Below are 15263 nucleotides of genomic sequence, written 5' to 3'. Positions count from 1 at the left end.
CCCCGCCGGGCGCTCCATTTTCTATCTGCCAGCTTTTTGAAGTGCCTTGGCCAGGGGCAGCACCGCCCGGCCCAGGGCCTCCAGGGCCTGGCCGAAGTCGAAGTACTCCTCCGCCTGGCTGTCGGAGAACAGGTGGTCTGAGACGGACTTCACCGATACGAACCGGACACCGTTCCGCAGGCATACCTGGGCGATGGCACCGCCCTCCATCTCCGTCAGCAAGGGGGAGAAGGTACCCCGGATCCACTCCGCCCGCTGCCCCTTCACAGCAAACCAATCCCCGGTGGATACCCGGCCGGTGACGGCGGGATAGCCCAGGGAAGCAAGCAGCTCCGCACAGCGCTCCGGCTGCCAGGTGGGGAAGGCCACCTGATTCACCGTGGAGACCAGGCCGATGGGGTCCCCCACAGCGGTGGTGTCCACATCGTGCTGGACGAATTCCGACGCTACCACCAGCGTGCCGGTGGGCAGATCCGTGAAGCACCCGGCCACGCCGGCGTTGAGAATCAGATCCACGCCGTACCGCAGGCACAGCAGCTCCGCGGCCATGGCAGCGTTCACCTTGCTGACGCCGCCGGCACAGGCCAGAATGTCCGGGGCAATCTCAAATATGGGAACGCCGGAGACGGTCTCCAGCGGCGCCAGCTCCCGGGCGCCCGGCAGGGCATGGAGCTCCGACGGCATGGCGAATTGCAGGGCGATTTTCATGGATGATCCTCCTCTTGGACGTCAGGCAGCCGCTTGCCGCAGTGGCCGCAGAATGTATAGGAATCCCCCAGCTTGGCGCCGCAGTAGGGGCAGTAGCGCAGGGGCCCCTCCGGTCCGGACGTGTCCACGGCCTCCGGGGGCTGGCCGCCGAAGCGCTGATTCAGCGGGTCCGGCTCCTCCTCGCCGTCCACGATGTCGAAGGCGGAGTACCGTTTTTTGCCCGCGGCGTTCTTGAAATTGTAGACGGCCTGGACGATGCCCACGATAACGAACAGCACGCCGAAGATGGAGAAGGAGATGGGCGCCCCCATGGAGGCGGCGGATACGGTCCAGAAGATGCCGAAGACCACAGCGATGACGGAGCCGAGGGCTCCCATGGCTGACGGCCCCCGGCCGGGCTTGATGTGTTTCACAGCGGGGCTTCCTCCTTCGGCATTTCTGTCACCGGTCGTCCACGGTCAGCTTCAGCACGTCCGGCCGGGCGTAGTGGCCGCAGCCGTCGAATTCCATCCGGCTCCGGGGCACCTGGGTCAGGTCCAGATCCGCACAGATGATGGCCTCCCGGTCCCAGACGGGCTGGGTCACATAGTGGCCGTAGGGATCCACCACGCAGCTGCCGCCCCGGCAGACGATATCCGGCAGGCGGCCGATCTCCTCCGGGCAGTGGAGCCCGGCGGGGTACATGTCCCGAGTGAAGACCATGTCGCAGTTGACGAAAAAGCAGTGCCCCTCGATGGCAATGTGACGGATGGTGGCCTGCCACTCCTCGTTGTCGTTGGTGTTGGGAGAGAGGTACAGGGTGATCCCCTTCTCGTACAGGGCGACCCGGGCCAGGGGCATATAGCTCTCCCAGCAGATCAGGCTGGCCATGGGACCCCAGGGCGTCTGCGCCACCGGGAAGTAATGCCGGTCCGCGTCACCCCACACCACCCGCTCCGCGCCGGTGGGCTTCAGCTTCCGGTGGACGGTGAGCAGTTCGCCCGCCGGGGAAAAGATCAGGTTGGTATTGTACAGCGTGGCGTTGACGGCGTCCCGCTCGGACACGCCGATACTCACGTAGGCCCGAGCCTCCCGGGCGGCCCGGCCCAGGATCTCTGTCTCCGGCCCAGGCACCAGGATGGAGTTGTCGTAGTACAGCCCCCAGTCCTTCCGGCCCGGGGCGGTCCGGCTGCCCACGGTGAAGCCGAAAGTCATGCCGTAGGGATAGCCGGGGATGAACAGCTCCGGGAACACGATCAGCTCCGCCCGCTCCGCAGCCGCGGCCCGGATCAGCTCCACCGCCTTCACGGTGCAGGCGGCTTTGTCAAACATCACTGGGGCGGCCTGGACCACCGCGATCCGGCAGGACTCCCGCAGATCCCGCATACATGATCACCTCGTTTCGAAGATTTCCGCTGGGTGTGTTTTGAGTATAGCATACCGCTGTGCCGGGGGCAAGGCTTTGCGGGGCATTTGCGCCCATTCGGGGCGGACGCTGCTCCCCTCGCGCTTTCCCAGGATCCCTGCTTCCGAAACGGGATGTTTGCAAAAGAACAGAGGGCAGGCCTGCGGCCTGCCCTCTCTGAATATGCGGAGATGCGGAATTTAGTTGCCCTTGACGATGGCGGCCGTGTCGGTGGCGATCATCAGCTCTTCATTGGTGGGGATCAGCAGGACCTTCACCTTGGAGTCGGCGGCGGAGATGACGGTCTCCTTGCCGCGGACGTCGTTGGCGGCGGGATCCAGCTTCACGCCCATATACTCCAGGCCGTCGCACACCATGGCGCGGATGCCCTTGTCGTTCTCGCCCACGCCGGCGGTGAAGATAATGGCGTCCACCCCGCCCATGGCGGCGGCGTAAGCGCCCACGTACTTCTTCACCTCGTAGGCGAACTTCTCCTCCGCCAGCTGGGCCCGTGCGTTGCCCTCTTCAGCTGCCTTCTCCAGGTCACGGAAGTCGGAGCTGACGCCGGACAGACCCTCTACGCCGGACTTCTTGTTGAGGATGTTCAGCATCTCGTCGATGTTCATGCCGTACTTGTTCATCAGGTACTGCAGGATGCCGGCGTCCAGGTCGCCGGAGCGGGTGCCCATGGGCAGGCCGGCCAGGGGAGTGAAGCCCATGGAGGTGTCCACGCTCTTGCCGCCGTCCACAGCGGCGATGGAGGAGCCGTTGCCCAGGTGGCAGGAGATCAGCTTCAGCTCCTCGGGCTTCTTGCCCAGCATGGCGGCAGCCCGGCCGGAGACATACTTGTGGGAGGTGCCGTGGAAGCCGTAGCGGCGAACCTTGTCCTTCTCATAGTATTCATAGGGCAGGGCGTACATATAGGCCTTGGCGGGCATCGTCTGGTGGAAGGCGGTGTCGAACACGGCCACCTGGGGCACGTCCTTGCCCATGACGGCGGTGCAGGCGTTGATGCCGGTGATGTTGGCGGGGTTGTGGAGGGGGGCCAGGGGGATGCACTCCTCCAGGGCCTTCATGACCTCATCGGTGATGAGCACAGAGCCGGCAAAGGCCTCGCCGCCATGGACCACCCGGTGGCCCACCGCATCGATCTCCTGCATGGAGCCGATGACGCCGTTGTCCTTGTCCACCAGAGCGTTCAGCACGGCCTGGATGGCCTCGGAGTGGGTGGGCATGGCCACATCGACGGCGTCCAGCACCTGCTTGCCCTCCACCTGGGGCTTGTAGGTGAACTTGCCGTCGATGCCGATCCGTTCGCACAGGCCCTTGGCCAGCAGGGCGCCGGTCTCGGGATTCAGCAGCTGATACTTCAAGGAAGAGCTGCCAGCGTTGATAACCAGAATGTTCATGTTTACCGTCTCCTCTTTTTTGGAAATGCCCGTGGACATCCCCACATCGTATGAATTGCAGGCAGATGCCTGGCTGAAAGGGAACCCGTACCCCGGCGGGGCGGGTCCCGGCGCACTTCTCATTATACCAGAGATTTCCCCGGTTACAACCGGAATTTTGAACGAACCGGCGCTTTTTTGCCGGGGAAGTTCCGGCGCAGCGGCGTCTGCTCGCCGCAGAGCAGCCCGGAATCGGTCCGGCTGGACGTTTTCCGGAAAGTATGGTATGATCGAAAAAAAGCCCCATGCGGGCGGTATTGATAAAAAATTGACGAGACTGACACCGGACTGTAACTTTTTTGTCATTTGGAAGGGGAGAAATCCATGGGGGCCGCAGGTATAATCGTAGAATACAATCCGCTCCACAGCGGGCACCTGCGGCTTCTGGAGGCAGGCCGGGCGGCGCTGGGACCGGACACGGCCATGGTCTGCGTGATGAGCGGGAACTTCGTGCAGCGGGGGGACTTCGCCCTGCTGCGCAAACACGCCCGGGCCAGGGCTGCCGTGGAGAGCGGCGCGGACCTGGTGCTGGAGCTGCCCCTGCCCTGGGCGGTGTCCTCGGCGGAAGGATTTGCCGCCGGAGGCGTCCAGGCGCTGGCGGCCACCGGGGTTGTGGAGCACCTGCTGTTCGGCAGTGAGTGCGGCGATGTCTCCGCCCTGGAGCGGGTGGCCGCCGCGCTGCTGGCGCCGTCCTTCCGAGACCGGCTCCGAGAGGTGCTGCCTGGAGCGGTGAGCTTTGCCGCTGCCCGGCAGCGGGCGCTGACCGGCCTGCTGCCGGAGGAGGACGCCGCCCTGCTGGAGTCTCCCAACAACATTTTGGGCATCGAGTACTGCAAGGCCCTGCTGGGGCAGAACGCCCCCCTCCGGCCGGTGACCATCCGGAGGGAGGGCAGCGCCCACGACGGCGCCCTGGCGCCGGACACCCACCCCTCGGCCTCCGGCCTCCGGGCGCTGCTGCGGCAGGGGAAACGGGAGGAGGCCCTGTCCCTGCTGCCTCCGGCCATGGCCCGCGCTTATGAGCTGGAAGAGGCCGCCGGCCGGGCCCCGGTGTTCTGGGAGAACAGTCACCGGGCCATTCTGGCCCGGCTGCGGTCCATGACGGCGGCGGACTTTGCCGCCCTGGACCAGGGGCGGGAGGGCATTTGGAATCGACTGTACGACGCCTCCCGCGCTGCCGCCTCGCTGCCCGAACTGCTGGCCGCAGCCAAGACGAAGCGTTACGCCATGGCCCGCCTGCGGCGGATGGTGCTGTGGGCCTACCTGGGACTGACGCCCGGCGATATGCCGGAGCGGGTGCCCTATCTGCGGGTGCTGGCGGCCAATGGGACCGGTTGCCGACTGCTCTCCCGGATGCGGGAGGCGGCAGCCGTGCCGGTGTTGACCAGGCCGGCGCAGGTCCGGCGGTTGGGCCCGGAGGCCCGGCGCCTGTTTGAACTGGAGGTCCGCGCCACGGACCTGTATACCCTGGCGTATCCCCGCCTCTCCGCCGCCGGCGGCACGGAGTGGAGGGAAGGTCCCGTGATCTTAGGAGGGCCTGCGCCCTGCTGAGGAAAGGAGCAACCCCTATGAAACGGATGATCGCCCTGCTTTTGCTGCTGTGTATGCTGACAGCCTGCGCAGCCCCCGTTCCGGAGACGGAGGAGCCCACGGCTGCATCGCAGGAGATTGCCGTCCCGGAACAGAAGCAGCCGGACAGCGGCACGATGACGGGCGCGGCCACCTTCACTCAGGCTGCATCCGAGCCCTTGACCTACACGGTGGTTCTGAAGACGCTGGAGGACAGCGCCGCGGCGGCGGACGGCACGACTTTGGCTGTGCGCTCCTATGAGCTTCCGGAGATGACCGTGACCCTGCCGGACGGCACTGTGCTGACGGAGGCGGCCTCCCCGGCGGAGACGGCGGCCCTGGAGAGGGCGGAGGCCTTCAACAGCCGGTTCCGCGACTGGGCCGGGGCGGATGGCTTTGACGAGGTGACGGCTTGGGCAGAGGAGGAGCTGGCCTTTCGGACGGAGTCCGGTGGGAATTGGACACCCTACACGCTGGAGCTGGACTGTTCTGTCTATCAGACGGAGCAGATGGTGTGCATCCAGGCGGAGTATTACAGCTATACCGGCGGGGCCCACCCCAACACGGTACTGCTGGCCTGGAACTTCGACCTGATGACGGGCCAGTTCTTCGCGCCTGAGATTCTGGCAGCGGACGGGCAGATATTTCTGGACGCGGTCCGGGACGAGATCATCCGCCAGATCGACATGACGCCGGAAGCCGCCGTGGAGGCCGGCTACTGGGAGGACTATCAGGACATTGCCGCAAACTGGAGCAGCTACGCGGTCTCCTTCAATGAGGAGGGGATGACAGTGGCCTTCTCCCCCTATGAGATTGCCTGTTACGCCATGGGGCCGCAGGAGTTCCGGCTGTCCTACGAGCAGCTGGCGCCGCATTTGAACAGCCATGGCCGGGATCTGCTGGGGATCGGGAAGAATTGAGGAAAAAAGCGCGCGCCGGGCAGGCGCGCGTTTTTTGTAATTGACATACCTAGAATTACTATGTATACTAAAGGCATAGTAATTCTAGGTATGTTGCCTGGACAGGAGGTGCCCGATGGCAAAAAAGCAGACCATGGACCACGCCCAGCTGCTGGTGCTGTCCCTGCTGGCGGGGGAGGATATGTACGGTTACCAGATGATCGTGGAGCTGGCCCGCAGATCCGACCACACCTTTGAGATGAAGGAGGGGACGCTGTACCCGGTGCTCCACGGCCTGGAGCGGGACGGGGCGGTGGAGGCGTATCAGCAGGAGGCCCCCACCGGCCGGATGCGGAAATACTACCGCCTTACCCGCCGGGGGGCGGCGGTGCTGCGGGAGGAGGCTGCCGCCTGGCAGACCTACTCCGGCGCGGTGAATGCGGTGCTCCAGGCCTGTCCGGGGCTGGACCCGGCATGATATGGACAGGCGGGATTATACGGACCGGGTGCTTTCGTCCCTGCGCCGTGTGACGGAGAAGGAGCGGGAGGCCATTCGGTCGGAGCTGGACGGCCACATCGAGGACCACATGGAGGCCCTGCGGGAGCTGGGGTATGACGAGGAGCTGGCAGAAGAGCGGGCCATCGCCGCCATGGGAGAGCCAGATGAGGTGGGACGGGAGCTGAACAGGCAATACACCGGCTGGGGCTGGGTGCTGGTGAGCCGGGCGGCGGTGGTGCTGACAGTGGTGCTGTGCGCTCAGGCTCTGCTGGCCCTGGGAATATTGGGGATGGTTATTGATAGCATCTCCGCCCGTATTTATCCGAATGAACCGTCTGCATATACCGCTGTGGCAGCAACGGAGCGGTTGGATATCCGCATTCCAGTTGGAAACGACATCCTGCGGGTTTACCGGATCAGCATAGGGCAGGCGGATGATACCCCAGGTGTGTGGGAGGCGGAAGTTCAGCTGTGTGCGTATGATCGAATTCCCGGCGGCATTGTGTCCAGACGGCTGATGGAGCAAACCTGGCTGGAAACGCCGGGAGGAAGGAGAGACCCTCCGAAGGGAAGCGGACGGGGAAACTGGAGGGTAGAATATGGCTCCTGCTATGTGCGCCTCTCCCCGGAGGATACATACGTCGTACTGCGCTTTGAGGCATTTGACGAGCAGATCCGTCTGGAACTGCCCCTGCCGGAACAGGAGGGATTATGAGACGGAAAAAGCTGCCCTCCCGGAAACGGCAGGCCCTGTGGCGGGTGCTGCTGGCACTGGTGAGTTTGCTGCTTGTGGATCATATTTTTGGTATCGCCCTGCTCCCGATTCAGGCTGTCCGGCGGGAGGCGGAACATGAGGGGATCGGCAGGGCCTGGGTCGTTGAGCGGAAGTGGGAGCCGTCGCTCTATAAAACACATCTTTTCTACCTGATGGAAAACGAGCGCGCTGTGATGCTGGGAGATACCCATCTCAGTCCGCTGGGCTGGGAGACGATGTTCGGAGCTACGGTGGACTGCACCGGCGAGGAACCCATATATGCGGGCTATCATCAGATCAGCCATGATGACAAGGTACTGGGCTGCTATTTTGGACAGATCAATGACCCCGCAATCGAGACAGTGGTGATCAGCATTCAGCAGGAGGAGTACGACCAGGGAAAAGCGGTACGCAGTGAGCTTCGCCGCTTGACCGTGGAGCAGGAGGACTTTGTCACCGGACGGGACCGGACATTTTTCTGGATTATGGAGCCCCTGCCATTGGAACAGTCGCCGGAAGCGGTTTGCTATCCGGTCATGATTGCCTATGACGCGGAAGGAAGAATTGCGGCGGAGTTCGACATCGAATGTTGTACATACAGCGGCTACGGCTGAGAAGAAGGCACGCCGAAAGGCGTGCCTTCTTCTAGTATGCAAGCTGACATAACATATTCTCCGCGAACCGATCCGCCCGGTCCTGAATCCCCGGCAGGGCCAGGGCCTCGCCCTTGTCGTTGGCGGTCTCCAGCAGGCAGAAGTTCGCCGGCAGCCAGAAGCCCTTGTTCATGTTCATGGCTCCCGCCGCCTGACAGGCCACGATGTCACCGCCGGAGTAGCCGGACACCACGATGGCGAACACCGCCTTGTCCGCAAAGGAGGTGGTGCGGTACAGGGCCGTCAGCCGGTTGATGGCTGCCGTCAGGTTGGCGGACAGAGCGTCGTTGTAATTGGGGCACAGCAGCACCAGCGCGTCCGCCTCCCGGATGGCGGGGTAGACCTCCTGGACCATGACGCCGCCGTAGAAGCACCCGCCCTGTTCTCCGAAGTGGAGGCAGGTGGTGTAGGGGCAGCCGGCACAGTCCTCCAGCGTGCCGTTCCGCAGGCAGATCTCCGTGATGTCACAGCGTTCCTCCAGCCGGGTCCGCACCAGCCCCCACAGGGCCAGGGTGTTGGAGGTGGCCCGGCTGGAGGCGTGGAGGGCCAGCAGCTTCGGCCGCTCCAGCCGGGGGCGGGAGAAGGCCAGCACCCGCTCCACCAGATCCGCCGTCGCCAGATGGTAGGCCGCTTCCAAAGAACAGCCAGCGTTTCGGGCCTGGACCGTGAAGTTCCGCAGATCGCCAGTGCCTTCCACCAGAGGGCGACCCACAAAGGCGCAGCCCGCAAGGTTGGCGGCCAGCACCAGGTCCCGGCCCGCTGCCTTGGTGTACAGATCGCCGGGGGCGTCCACCAGCACGCTCCCCACGCAGCGGTCCAGGCAGTTTGGATGGGTGCGGAGATGGGCCAGCAGGTCATAGAACCCGCGGTTCACGCCGCCCTCATCCAGGGAGACGACAAACAGGAGCCGCCGTCCCGTCAGCGGACCCTCCAGGCGGGATAGCACCTCTGCCTGCCGCCCCACCAGGGCCGCCTCCAGCACTCCGGCGCACCGGGGGGAGAGCGCCCCGCCGGGGCGGATCACCGTCAGTTCTTCAGATATGCCGATCATCTCCTTCCTGCATCCGGCTGCATTCCGGCCGAGCACCCGCCCGGTGCGCGGGGCAAAGCGGCGTGCAGCGGCCGGTATGATGAAACGCAGCGGCAGCCGCCCGCTAAATGATCTCCCGCAGAAGCGTCTGGGTTTCCCGCAGCCGCTCGAACAGCGGTGTGGGCAAAGAGGCAGTCTCGATTTCCAGACCGGCGGCGGTTAAACGGTTGCGGACGCCGAACCAGATCCCCCCAGAGCCACCGAGCTGCAATGCCAGCTCCGGCGGAGCGTCAGCAGCAGCTGCATGGCGCCGGAGGAAATGGCAGGGGCCACATAGGGCTTGAAGCCCAGCTCCCGGATCCGCAGATTGGCGGTGGCCACCAGCTCCGTCAGCTCCCGGGAGAGGCCGTCATCATAATGGGAGAGGGAGTTGGCGATCACCAGCCCCTGACCATGAGGGCCATAGCTGCGGCCATCCAGCAGGAAGCTGCGGAACCGGGGATCCTGCTTGGCAAAATAGGCCGCACGGGCGTTCATGACCCCCAGTCCGAAGCCCTGGATCTGTTCCGCCCGAAGCCCCTGCCCGTCCCACTGGCCGTCGGGACCCTGGTTGGAGGCCAGATACGCCGCCTTGCACAGGGGATCCACCGGGTCGGACAGTACAATAAAGAGTCCCCGGAATCCCGCCTGCCGGGCCTGCCGGGCGTAGTCCTCCACCAGCGGCCGGTTGGCGCCGAACTGGGCCATCCGCACGTCCCGGACACCGCCTCCCACCGGAGGAACGCCGCGAGTGGCGGCGAAGAGGAACACATCACAGCGGAACAAGTCCCCGGCCGCTACCGGCTCCACTGCCGGAAGAGCGTCGTAGTCCCAGGGCCAGGATACCTGCTCCATCTCCGTGACCCAGCGGGCCACAGTCTTCTGATTCAGGTCGCAGATACCGATGCTCTCAATACAGTCGCCTCCCAGGAGCTTCAGCGCCGTCAAAAGGGTGCTGCCCACATCTCCTACCGCCAGCAGATTCACCCGCAGGCGGCTTGGCAGATGCATGGCGGACGCCTTGGTAAAGTCAGCCCAGCGGGGGTGGCGGATGTTAACCGCCCGCAGCAGCCGGGCGTCGATGGTGTGCTGGAGGCGTTTGGGCAGGGAGGGGACCGGAACGCCCATCCGGGAGGGGTCTAGCCAGGTCACATCCTCCGTCTCCGCAGTGAGCTGCCGGGGGTCTGAGACGCAGAAGGAGGACCGGCTGCGAATCGGGTCCCGGTCGATGAGGAAGAGGCTGGGCGTCCCTGCGGAGGGACGCTTCGCCGGCTCCAGGGGGAGGTCCGGCAGCAGAGAGGCGAAGATGACCTCCCCGTGGCGGTAGTAATACATAAGGGCTCCTTTCGCCTGGATGGCGCGCCAGGCCCGCGGTCAGGATTGGAGGACGTTCCGCATCCGCAACAGCATCTCCAGGTCGTTCTGCAGAAATACGGAGGCAGGAAGACTGGGGTCATAGTGCATACAGCTGCCCTTGTCCGGGGAGAGGGGCAGGATCACCGCCTCACTGAGGCGGGAGAGGGTGAGGTTGCGGGCGTACCGCTCCCGGAAGGTGGTCTCCAGGGCCAGCAGGATGTCCCGGGCGTTCTCCAGGCAGGCACAGGAGAAACGGAACACCGCCTCCCGTCCGCACTCCCGGTAGAAGCGGGGGAAGGCGTAGGGCAGGATCAGGTTCACCGCTGGGGTCAGGCCGGGGACGGAGGGCTCCTCATGCCCCACAGTGTCGCCGCCGATGAAGGGGTACATGGTGGACTCCACAAACCAAGAACGCATATTCGGAATGAAATAGACGCTGTCCACACTGCGGCCCTTGGCGGCCATCAGATCCCGTCCGCGGCCGGACAGCAGGCCCACCAGCACCCGGTCGATGACCACACCCTCCTGCCGGAAGAGGGGATCCAGCGCCCGGATCCGGTTGCCGGAGTGGAGCAGGTCGTCCACCAGGATCACCGGCCGGCGGAAGGAGTGGATGGTGCGGATCTGGCTCTCCAGCGGCGCGTAGCCGGGGAAATTCTCGATGTCGAAGGAGGTGAGGTCCCTGGCAAAGACCTTGTCGGTGTGGATGGTCTTGGTGACGGTGTTGGGGATGGCATTGCCCCGCAGGATCTTGCCGAAGGGTACGCACATCTTGGGACCCAGTACCCGGGGCACTGTGGGCTCCGCCGGGACGCCGTTCAGGTCCACGATCTTCCGCACCAGACGGTGGTAAATGACCTCCGCGTTCAGGGACAGGATCAGAGAACCCGGATACAGGCCGGTGAGAGCCCGCTGCATCCGGCAGTGGGCGGCGCGGACCGCCGCCAGCACGGTACGGTCGGAGGAGAAAGGCTCCTTCAGCGTGGTGGGGATGTTCTGCAGCAGTACGGAGGGAGAGCGCATATCCACCAGCAGCAGGGGCTTTGCGCTGGGCAGCTCCGCCGGGACAAAGCCTTGCCTCTCCAGCAGGTCCAGCGTCTCCTCCGACGCAGTGGCGTGCCACACGGCATAGCTGCAGTCCGCTCCCAGGGAGCGGGAGAGGGCCTCTGTCATCAGCAGCTGGCCCACATCATAGCTGCCGCTGGAGCCGCGGGCGGTGTAAAGTCCGGTGAGCAGCTGAACCCGCCCCGCCGTGTGCTTGCGGACATAGTCCGCCAGCTCCGTGTCCCCCAGGGCCTCATACAGCCCGCCGGAGTTCACGGTCCGCAGGGTCAGAAAACCCAGCACCCGGGGGCGGGATCCCGCGTCCCGCAGGATGCAGAGGCCGTCCCTGGGGTCGATCTCCGGCGGCTGCTCCCGCCCCTGAAGCGGTACCTCCGTCAACTCCTCCCACAGGTGCCGGTCCGGCTGGGAGATGTGGGAGAACTCCAGATCCCCCGCCCGGAGGATCCGCTTGTACTGGGGCTCCCGGAGATAGAGGCTGTTGCGGTAGATGAAGTCCTGTACCACCGGGTCAATGAGGGTGGAGATGTCCCGTCCCAGGTCGATGTTCTCCCGGATGCGGGTGGAGCTGATGTCTTCCAGATGGGTGGGCAGCTGCAGCTGGATGATGCGGCCGGAGATGCAGCCCAGATCTGCGTCGATCTCCCGTCCCTCCGCGTCGCTGGAGCGGCGGAAGACGATGTGGTTCATGGAGTGGACGGACCCCGGCACCGGTGCCGCCTTGTAGGAGGAGGCGTTGGCTACCACGTCCGAGCCCACCGCCAGGTACAGCTCCCGGCCGGAAAAGACCTCCCGCAGCCGGTCCAGGTCCTCCGGCGTGGCCAGGTTCACTGGGATGTCGTGGGGGAAGAGGTACACGTCGAACTCGTCCGCCACGGACATGCTGACGATCTGCCTCCGCACCAGGGAGGGCTGCGCCTTCTTGGACCAGGAGAACTCGTCGATGGCCAGATACACCTCCATCCCCAGGTCCCGGATCTCCTGGACGATGCCCTTATGGCTCAGGGAGAAGGGGTCGAAGGTGCCGGGAAAGAAGGCGGCCCTTCCCGGCATGTAGAATGGGAAGTCTCCGCTTTCAATCTGATAGGAGACGATGAAGCGGTAGATGTGGGAGAGGGCGGCGGCGGTGTAGAAGAAGCTCAGCTCCTGTTCCGGCTGCTCTCCCAGCAGGAAGAGGATCTTCTTGGCCATCAGGGTGAAGAGGGCAGCCTTCCCTCGTAGGAGAGGGTCTGTGAGGCGAAGAGCCGCTCGCCCAGGATCTGCAGCGCCTCCTGCCGCACGCTCTGACGATAAGAGGCCAGGCCCTTCAACAGCAGGCCTGCCAGCCGCCGCCAGCGGCGTTCCAGTACCTCCCGGGACTCGTGGAACCGCTGGGCGTATATGGCATAATGCTCCAGCATGGCGCCCACAGTGGCCAGGGCGGCGGCCACCACCACGGTGTTGGCGGAGGAGAGGAGGATCTGCATCTGATCCACGATCTCGTCCAGTTCCCTGGGCGTCAGCCACAGGGCAAACTGGCCCAGGTACTGGGGGATGTACTGGGAGATCTCCGTCTGCCCGGTCTCCAGCACCTTGGAAAGCTCCACGGCCACCTCGTTCCGGCGGTCCGGCGTCAGGGCCGGAGCAATGGCCAGCAGGGAAGCGCCCGCCAGCCGGCGGACCACGATATTCTCACTGACCTTCATCAGGTTGGAGAAGTGGGTGGCGATGTGGAGCACGTTGGCGCGGTCTCCCTGTTCCACCTGACCCAGCAGGTACTCCACGCCCACGGCCTTCAGAACCCAGTGGGTCGCAGTCTTCAGGTTGTCCAGAAACACATTGCTCACAACGTCCTGCCGGTCCAACAGGGACCGCTGGATGGAGACATCCAGGCCCAGCCGCTCTCCCAGGCGGGCCTGGAGAAACAGCAGCGGCGTGCTTCCCTGGCAATCCGCTGCCTCCACGGCGGCAGTGATGGCCGCGGCGTCCCGGCCATTGGGGTCCAGGGCCGTCAGCAGGTGGTGGAACAGCCGCAGGGCGGCGGCCTTCTGGGGCAGGCCGCCCCGTTCCAGCCACCAGACGGAAAAGCCGGTCAGCACGTGCAGATCCTCGGCGGATACCCGGTCCAGCGGCAGGCTCAGCACCGTGTCCAGCAGGGCAAAGGCCGCATCGGCGTCCACCAGTTCCGGGCGGCGGTAGTGGCGGAACAGCTCCCCGGCAAAGCGGGGGGCGTCGGCGTCGGAGCAGTTCATCAGCAGCGCGTCCGCCGCAGTCTTGGCCTGATAGCGGATCATGCTGATCTGCCGGGGCGTCAGCCGCCGGTCCGGGTCGATGAGCTTTTCCAGGTACTCCGCCCACAGCTGGAAGGGCAGGTCTTCCTCCGGGTCCGGCGGGGCGTCGGCCGGGGGCTCCTTCTGATAGCCCAGGCGGAAGGCGGCCAGGATGCGTCCGATGAGGGCGGCGGCCCGGCGGCGGATGTCTCCGTCCGGGATCAGCAGCAGCTCATACAGAAAGTCCAGGGTCTGCTGCTTCTGAGAGGCGTTCCAGTAGGTGAAATACTCCTCAAAAATGGAGACGTATGCCTGGAGCCGGGCGGGGTTCTTTTCGCCCCGGGCGGCCTCCAGAGTGTTGCCGAAGAGCTGCTCATGGCCCAGCCGGTGCATCAGGCGGATATTGTGGTCCACGGCGGTACGCCGCAGAGCGGTCACCACCTCGTCCGTGTTCAGCAGGGCAGCATTTTTGGCCGGGCGGGCGGGGCCGCCGGCGGTGCGGAGGGTGGTGTCCACCCCAAAGGAGATGAGATAGTCCTCAAAGTCCCGCAGCTTGGCGTAGACATAGCGGTAGCGCAGGCGCTTGGCATCGTCCACATTGTCCAGCTTGCTGAGGATGACGTCAAAGGCCTCCTGCAGGGAGTAGAGGCAGGGGATCTCCCGGCGGTCTTCCCCATAGGTCTGCTTCACCCGGAAGTCCGCGTACACCAGCGTCAGGGACTCCGAGGACAGGTTCTCGATCTCCAAATCCCAGACGGAGTGGTTGGCCGCGATGTGGCCCAGGGCCGTTAGTCCCCGGCGGGTGAACCACTGGTCGGTGTAGTAATAGTGCAGGTAGGGCACCCGTTCCCCGGGCTTGCAGCCGAATTTGCCCAGGTCGTGGCCCAGGGCGGCTCCGGAGATCAGCCCCAGGTCGATGAGTCCGCCGGAGGCGCAGAAGGCCCGGGCCACCCGCATGGACACATAGTGGACGCCGGCGATGTGCTCCAGGGTGCGGAAGGATGTGACCTCCCGGCTCAGGCGGAGCATCTCATAGATGTATTCCTCCCGGAACCGGTAGCAGAAGCGGCGGTACTCCTCCGCCACACCGCTGTGGGAGAGTTCCTCCTCCGTGCAGAATTCAAAGTCCAGCCAGAAGTCAAAGGGCAGGCAGGTCCGCTCCGCGTCAAACAGGACCTGGAGCAGCTGCAGAAAGCACAGCGCTCCATCCCACTGGGCGGAGGTATGTCCGGGGTCCGACGCCGGATACAGCAGCGCCCGGGCCACCTGGTAGGCGTAGGACAGCCATCCCTCAGCGGGATCCGGCGCCACCTGGTCCAGCAGGGGGCGGAAGGCCGCCAGGGCGTCGGCGCAGGAGATCCGGCCCCGGATGGGCACTAGATCCCGGAGCAGCTGGTGCCAGTCGGCGCCGCCGAAGATACGCTCCGCGTCGGCGCGGGCCATTCCCAGCTTCTGAAGAAACGCGGGCGATTCAAAGGCCTCCGCCGCCTGAATATGCAGGGGCTTTCCCAGTTGTCGTTCCATGGGTATCGTCTCCCTTTTCCTCTGGTGTCGTTTTTTTCAGTATACCGCATTTGTGGGCCGGAAGGAAGAGAAATCTCAGGGGCCGTGTCAAA

General features: G+C 64.9%; 15 protein-coding genes. 7 read left to right on the top strand and 8 right to left on the bottom strand.

Annotation, left to right across the window (positions count from 1 at the left end; translation table 11 throughout):
• Positions 1–21: 21 nt before the first annotated feature.
• From mtnN to EIO64_RS01655, 4 genes are all read right to left on the bottom strand, one after another.
• A complete protein-coding gene (gene mtnN / locus EIO64_RS01670; RefSeq protein WP_119311144.1) occupies positions 22–708 on the bottom strand; it encodes a 5'-methylthioadenosine/S-adenosylhomocysteine nucleosidase in 687 nt (228 codons plus the stop codon).
• The gene (locus EIO64_RS01665; RefSeq protein ID WP_025543761.1) at positions 705–1121 is read right to left on the bottom strand and encodes a zinc ribbon domain-containing protein; all 417 of its coding nucleotides are present in this window, start codon (positions 1119–1121) and stop codon (positions 705–707) included. Before EIO64_RS01665 ends, mtnN begins: the two co-directional genes overlap by 4 nt.
• Positions 1122–1149: 28 nt before the next feature.
• Entirely contained in the window at positions 1150–2073 is a 924-nt protein-coding gene (locus EIO64_RS01660; RefSeq protein ID WP_119311143.1) for a carbon-nitrogen hydrolase family protein, read from the bottom strand.
• A 219-nt stretch (positions 2074–2292) separates the two neighbouring features.
• The gene (locus tag EIO64_RS01655) at positions 2293–3501 is read right to left on the bottom strand and encodes an acetate/propionate family kinase (protein ID WP_025543760.1); all 1209 of its coding nucleotides are present in this window, start codon (positions 3499–3501) and stop codon (positions 2293–2295) included.
• On the opposite strand from EIO64_RS01655, the gene EIO64_RS01650 reads away from it, so the two are divergent.
• The 6 genes from EIO64_RS01650 to EIO64_RS01625 all read left to right on the top strand — a co-directional run bounded on the left by EIO64_RS01650 (position 3494) and on the right by EIO64_RS01625 (position 7872).
• Entirely contained in the window at positions 3494–3883 is a 390-nt protein-coding gene (locus EIO64_RS01650; protein ID WP_025543759.1) for a hypothetical protein, read from the top strand. The genes EIO64_RS01655 and EIO64_RS01650 overlap by 8 nt on opposite strands.
• On the top strand, positions 3865–5088 hold the full coding sequence (locus EIO64_RS01645; protein WP_136890730.1) for a tRNA(Met) cytidine acetate ligase: 1224 nt from the start codon (positions 3865–3867) through the stop codon (positions 5086–5088). The genes EIO64_RS01650 and EIO64_RS01645 overlap by 19 nt, the downstream gene beginning before the upstream one ends.
• Positions 5089–5105: 17 nt before the next feature.
• Positions 5106–6026 carry a DUF3298 and DUF4163 domain-containing protein gene (locus EIO64_RS01640; protein WP_119311140.1) on the top strand — a complete coding sequence of 307 codons (921 nt, stop codon included), beginning with the start codon at positions 5106–5108 and terminating at the stop codon, positions 6024–6026.
• A gap of 115 nt (positions 6027–6141) precedes the next feature.
• The gene (locus EIO64_RS01635; protein ID WP_136890729.1) at positions 6142–6483 is read left to right on the top strand and encodes a PadR family transcriptional regulator; all 342 of its coding nucleotides are present in this window, start codon (positions 6142–6144) and stop codon (positions 6481–6483) included.
• A 1-nt stretch (position 6484) separates the two neighbouring features.
• The gene (locus tag EIO64_RS01630; protein WP_021750097.1) at positions 6485–7219 is read left to right on the top strand and encodes a permease prefix domain 1-containing protein; all 735 of its coding nucleotides are present in this window, start codon (positions 6485–6487) and stop codon (positions 7217–7219) included.
• A complete protein-coding gene (locus EIO64_RS01625) occupies positions 7216–7872 on the top strand; it encodes a hypothetical protein (protein ID WP_021750098.1) in 657 nt (218 codons plus the stop codon). Before EIO64_RS01630 ends, EIO64_RS01625 begins: the two co-directional genes overlap by 4 nt.
• Before the next feature lie 31 nt (positions 7873–7903).
• On the opposite strand, the gene EIO64_RS01620 is transcribed toward EIO64_RS01625, so the two are convergent.
• Entirely contained in the window at positions 7904–8962 is a 1059-nt protein-coding gene (locus EIO64_RS01620) for an NAD(P)H-dependent oxidoreductase (RefSeq protein WP_136890728.1), read from the bottom strand.
• Here EIO64_RS01620 and EIO64_RS01615 point away from each other — a divergent pair.
• Positions 8952–9164 carry a hypothetical protein gene (locus EIO64_RS01615; RefSeq protein ID WP_207754076.1) on the top strand — a complete coding sequence of 71 codons (213 nt, stop codon included), beginning with the start codon at positions 8952–8954 and terminating at the stop codon, positions 9162–9164. The two genes, EIO64_RS01620 and EIO64_RS01615, sit on opposite strands and share 11 nt — an antisense overlap.
• On the opposite strand, the gene EIO64_RS01610 is transcribed toward EIO64_RS01615, so the two are convergent.
• From EIO64_RS01610 to EIO64_RS01600, 3 genes are read right to left on the bottom strand one after another with little or no spacing between them, the layout of a single operon-like run.
• Positions 9161–10315, bottom strand: a complete 1155-nt coding sequence (locus tag EIO64_RS01610) for a Rossmann-fold NAD(P)-binding domain-containing protein (protein ID WP_249390768.1) — start codon at positions 10313–10315, stop codon at positions 9161–9163. The two genes, EIO64_RS01615 and EIO64_RS01610, sit on opposite strands and share 4 nt — an antisense overlap.
• A gap of 39 nt (positions 10316–10354) precedes the next feature.
• Complete coding sequence (locus EIO64_RS01605) at positions 10355–12589, bottom strand: nicotinate-nicotinamide nucleotide adenylyltransferase (protein WP_249390767.1); 2235 nt, start codon at positions 12587–12589, stop codon at positions 10355–10357.
• On the bottom strand, positions 12589–15171 hold the full coding sequence (locus EIO64_RS01600; RefSeq protein WP_249390766.1) for a hypothetical protein: 2583 nt from the start codon (positions 15169–15171) through the stop codon (positions 12589–12591). Before EIO64_RS01600 ends, EIO64_RS01605 begins: the two co-directional genes overlap by 1 nt.
• Between the last annotated feature and the right edge of the window lie 92 nt (positions 15172–15263).

This window comes from Dysosmobacter welbionis, from assembly GCF_005121165.3.
In the GTDB taxonomy this organism is placed as follows: Bacteria; Bacillota; Clostridia; order Oscillospirales; family Oscillospiraceae; genus Oscillibacter; species Oscillibacter welbionis.
This window is presented reverse-complemented; position numbering and strand designations above follow the sequence as displayed.

Bases quoted from the DNA above. Each gene is read 5' to 3' on its own strand.
- EIO64_RS01635 (WP_136890729.1), top strand. From the start codon at position 6,142: ATGGCAAAAAAGCAGACCATGGACCACGCCCAGCTGCTGGTGCTGTCC.
- EIO64_RS01630 (WP_021750097.1), top strand. From the start codon at position 6,485: ATGGACAGGCGGGATTATACGGACCGGGTGCTTTCGTCCCTGCGCCGT.
- EIO64_RS01600 (WP_249390766.1), bottom strand. From the start codon at position 15,171: ATGGAACGACAACTGGGAAAGCCCCTGCATATTCAGGCGGCGGAGGCC.
- EIO64_RS01640 (WP_119311140.1), top strand. From the start codon at position 5,106: ATGAAACGGATGATCGCCCTGCTTTTGCTGCTGTGTATGCTGACAGCC.
- EIO64_RS01655 (WP_025543760.1), bottom strand. From the start codon at position 3,501: ATGAACATTCTGGTTATCAACGCTGGCAGCTCTTCCTTGAAGTATCAG.
- mtnN (WP_119311144.1), bottom strand. From the start codon at position 708: ATGAAAATCGCCCTGCAATTCGCCATGCCGTCGGAGCTCCATGCCCTG.
- EIO64_RS01650 (WP_025543759.1), top strand. From the start codon at position 3,494: ATGTTCATGTTTACCGTCTCCTCTTTTTTGGAAATGCCCGTGGACATC.
- EIO64_RS01605 (WP_249390767.1), bottom strand. From the start codon at position 12,589: ATGGCCAAGAAGATCCTCTTCCTGCTGGGAGAGCAGCCGGAACAGGAG.
- EIO64_RS01610 (WP_249390768.1), bottom strand. From the start codon at position 10,315: ATGTATTACTACCGCCACGGGGAGGTCATCTTCGCCTCTCTGCTGCCG.
- EIO64_RS01625 (WP_021750098.1), top strand. From the start codon at position 7,216: ATGAGACGGAAAAAGCTGCCCTCCCGGAAACGGCAGGCCCTGTGGCGG.
- EIO64_RS01615 (WP_207754076.1), top strand. From the start codon at position 8,952: ATGCCGATCATCTCCTTCCTGCATCCGGCTGCATTCCGGCCGAGCACC.
- EIO64_RS01620 (WP_136890728.1), bottom strand. From the start codon at position 8,962: ATGATCGGCATATCTGAAGAACTGACGGTGATCCGCCCCGGCGGGGCG.
- EIO64_RS01660 (WP_119311143.1), bottom strand. From the start codon at position 2,073: ATGCGGGATCTGCGGGAGTCCTGCCGGATCGCGGTGGTCCAGGCCGCC.
- EIO64_RS01645 (WP_136890730.1), top strand. From the start codon at position 3,865: ATGGGGGCCGCAGGTATAATCGTAGAATACAATCCGCTCCACAGCGGG.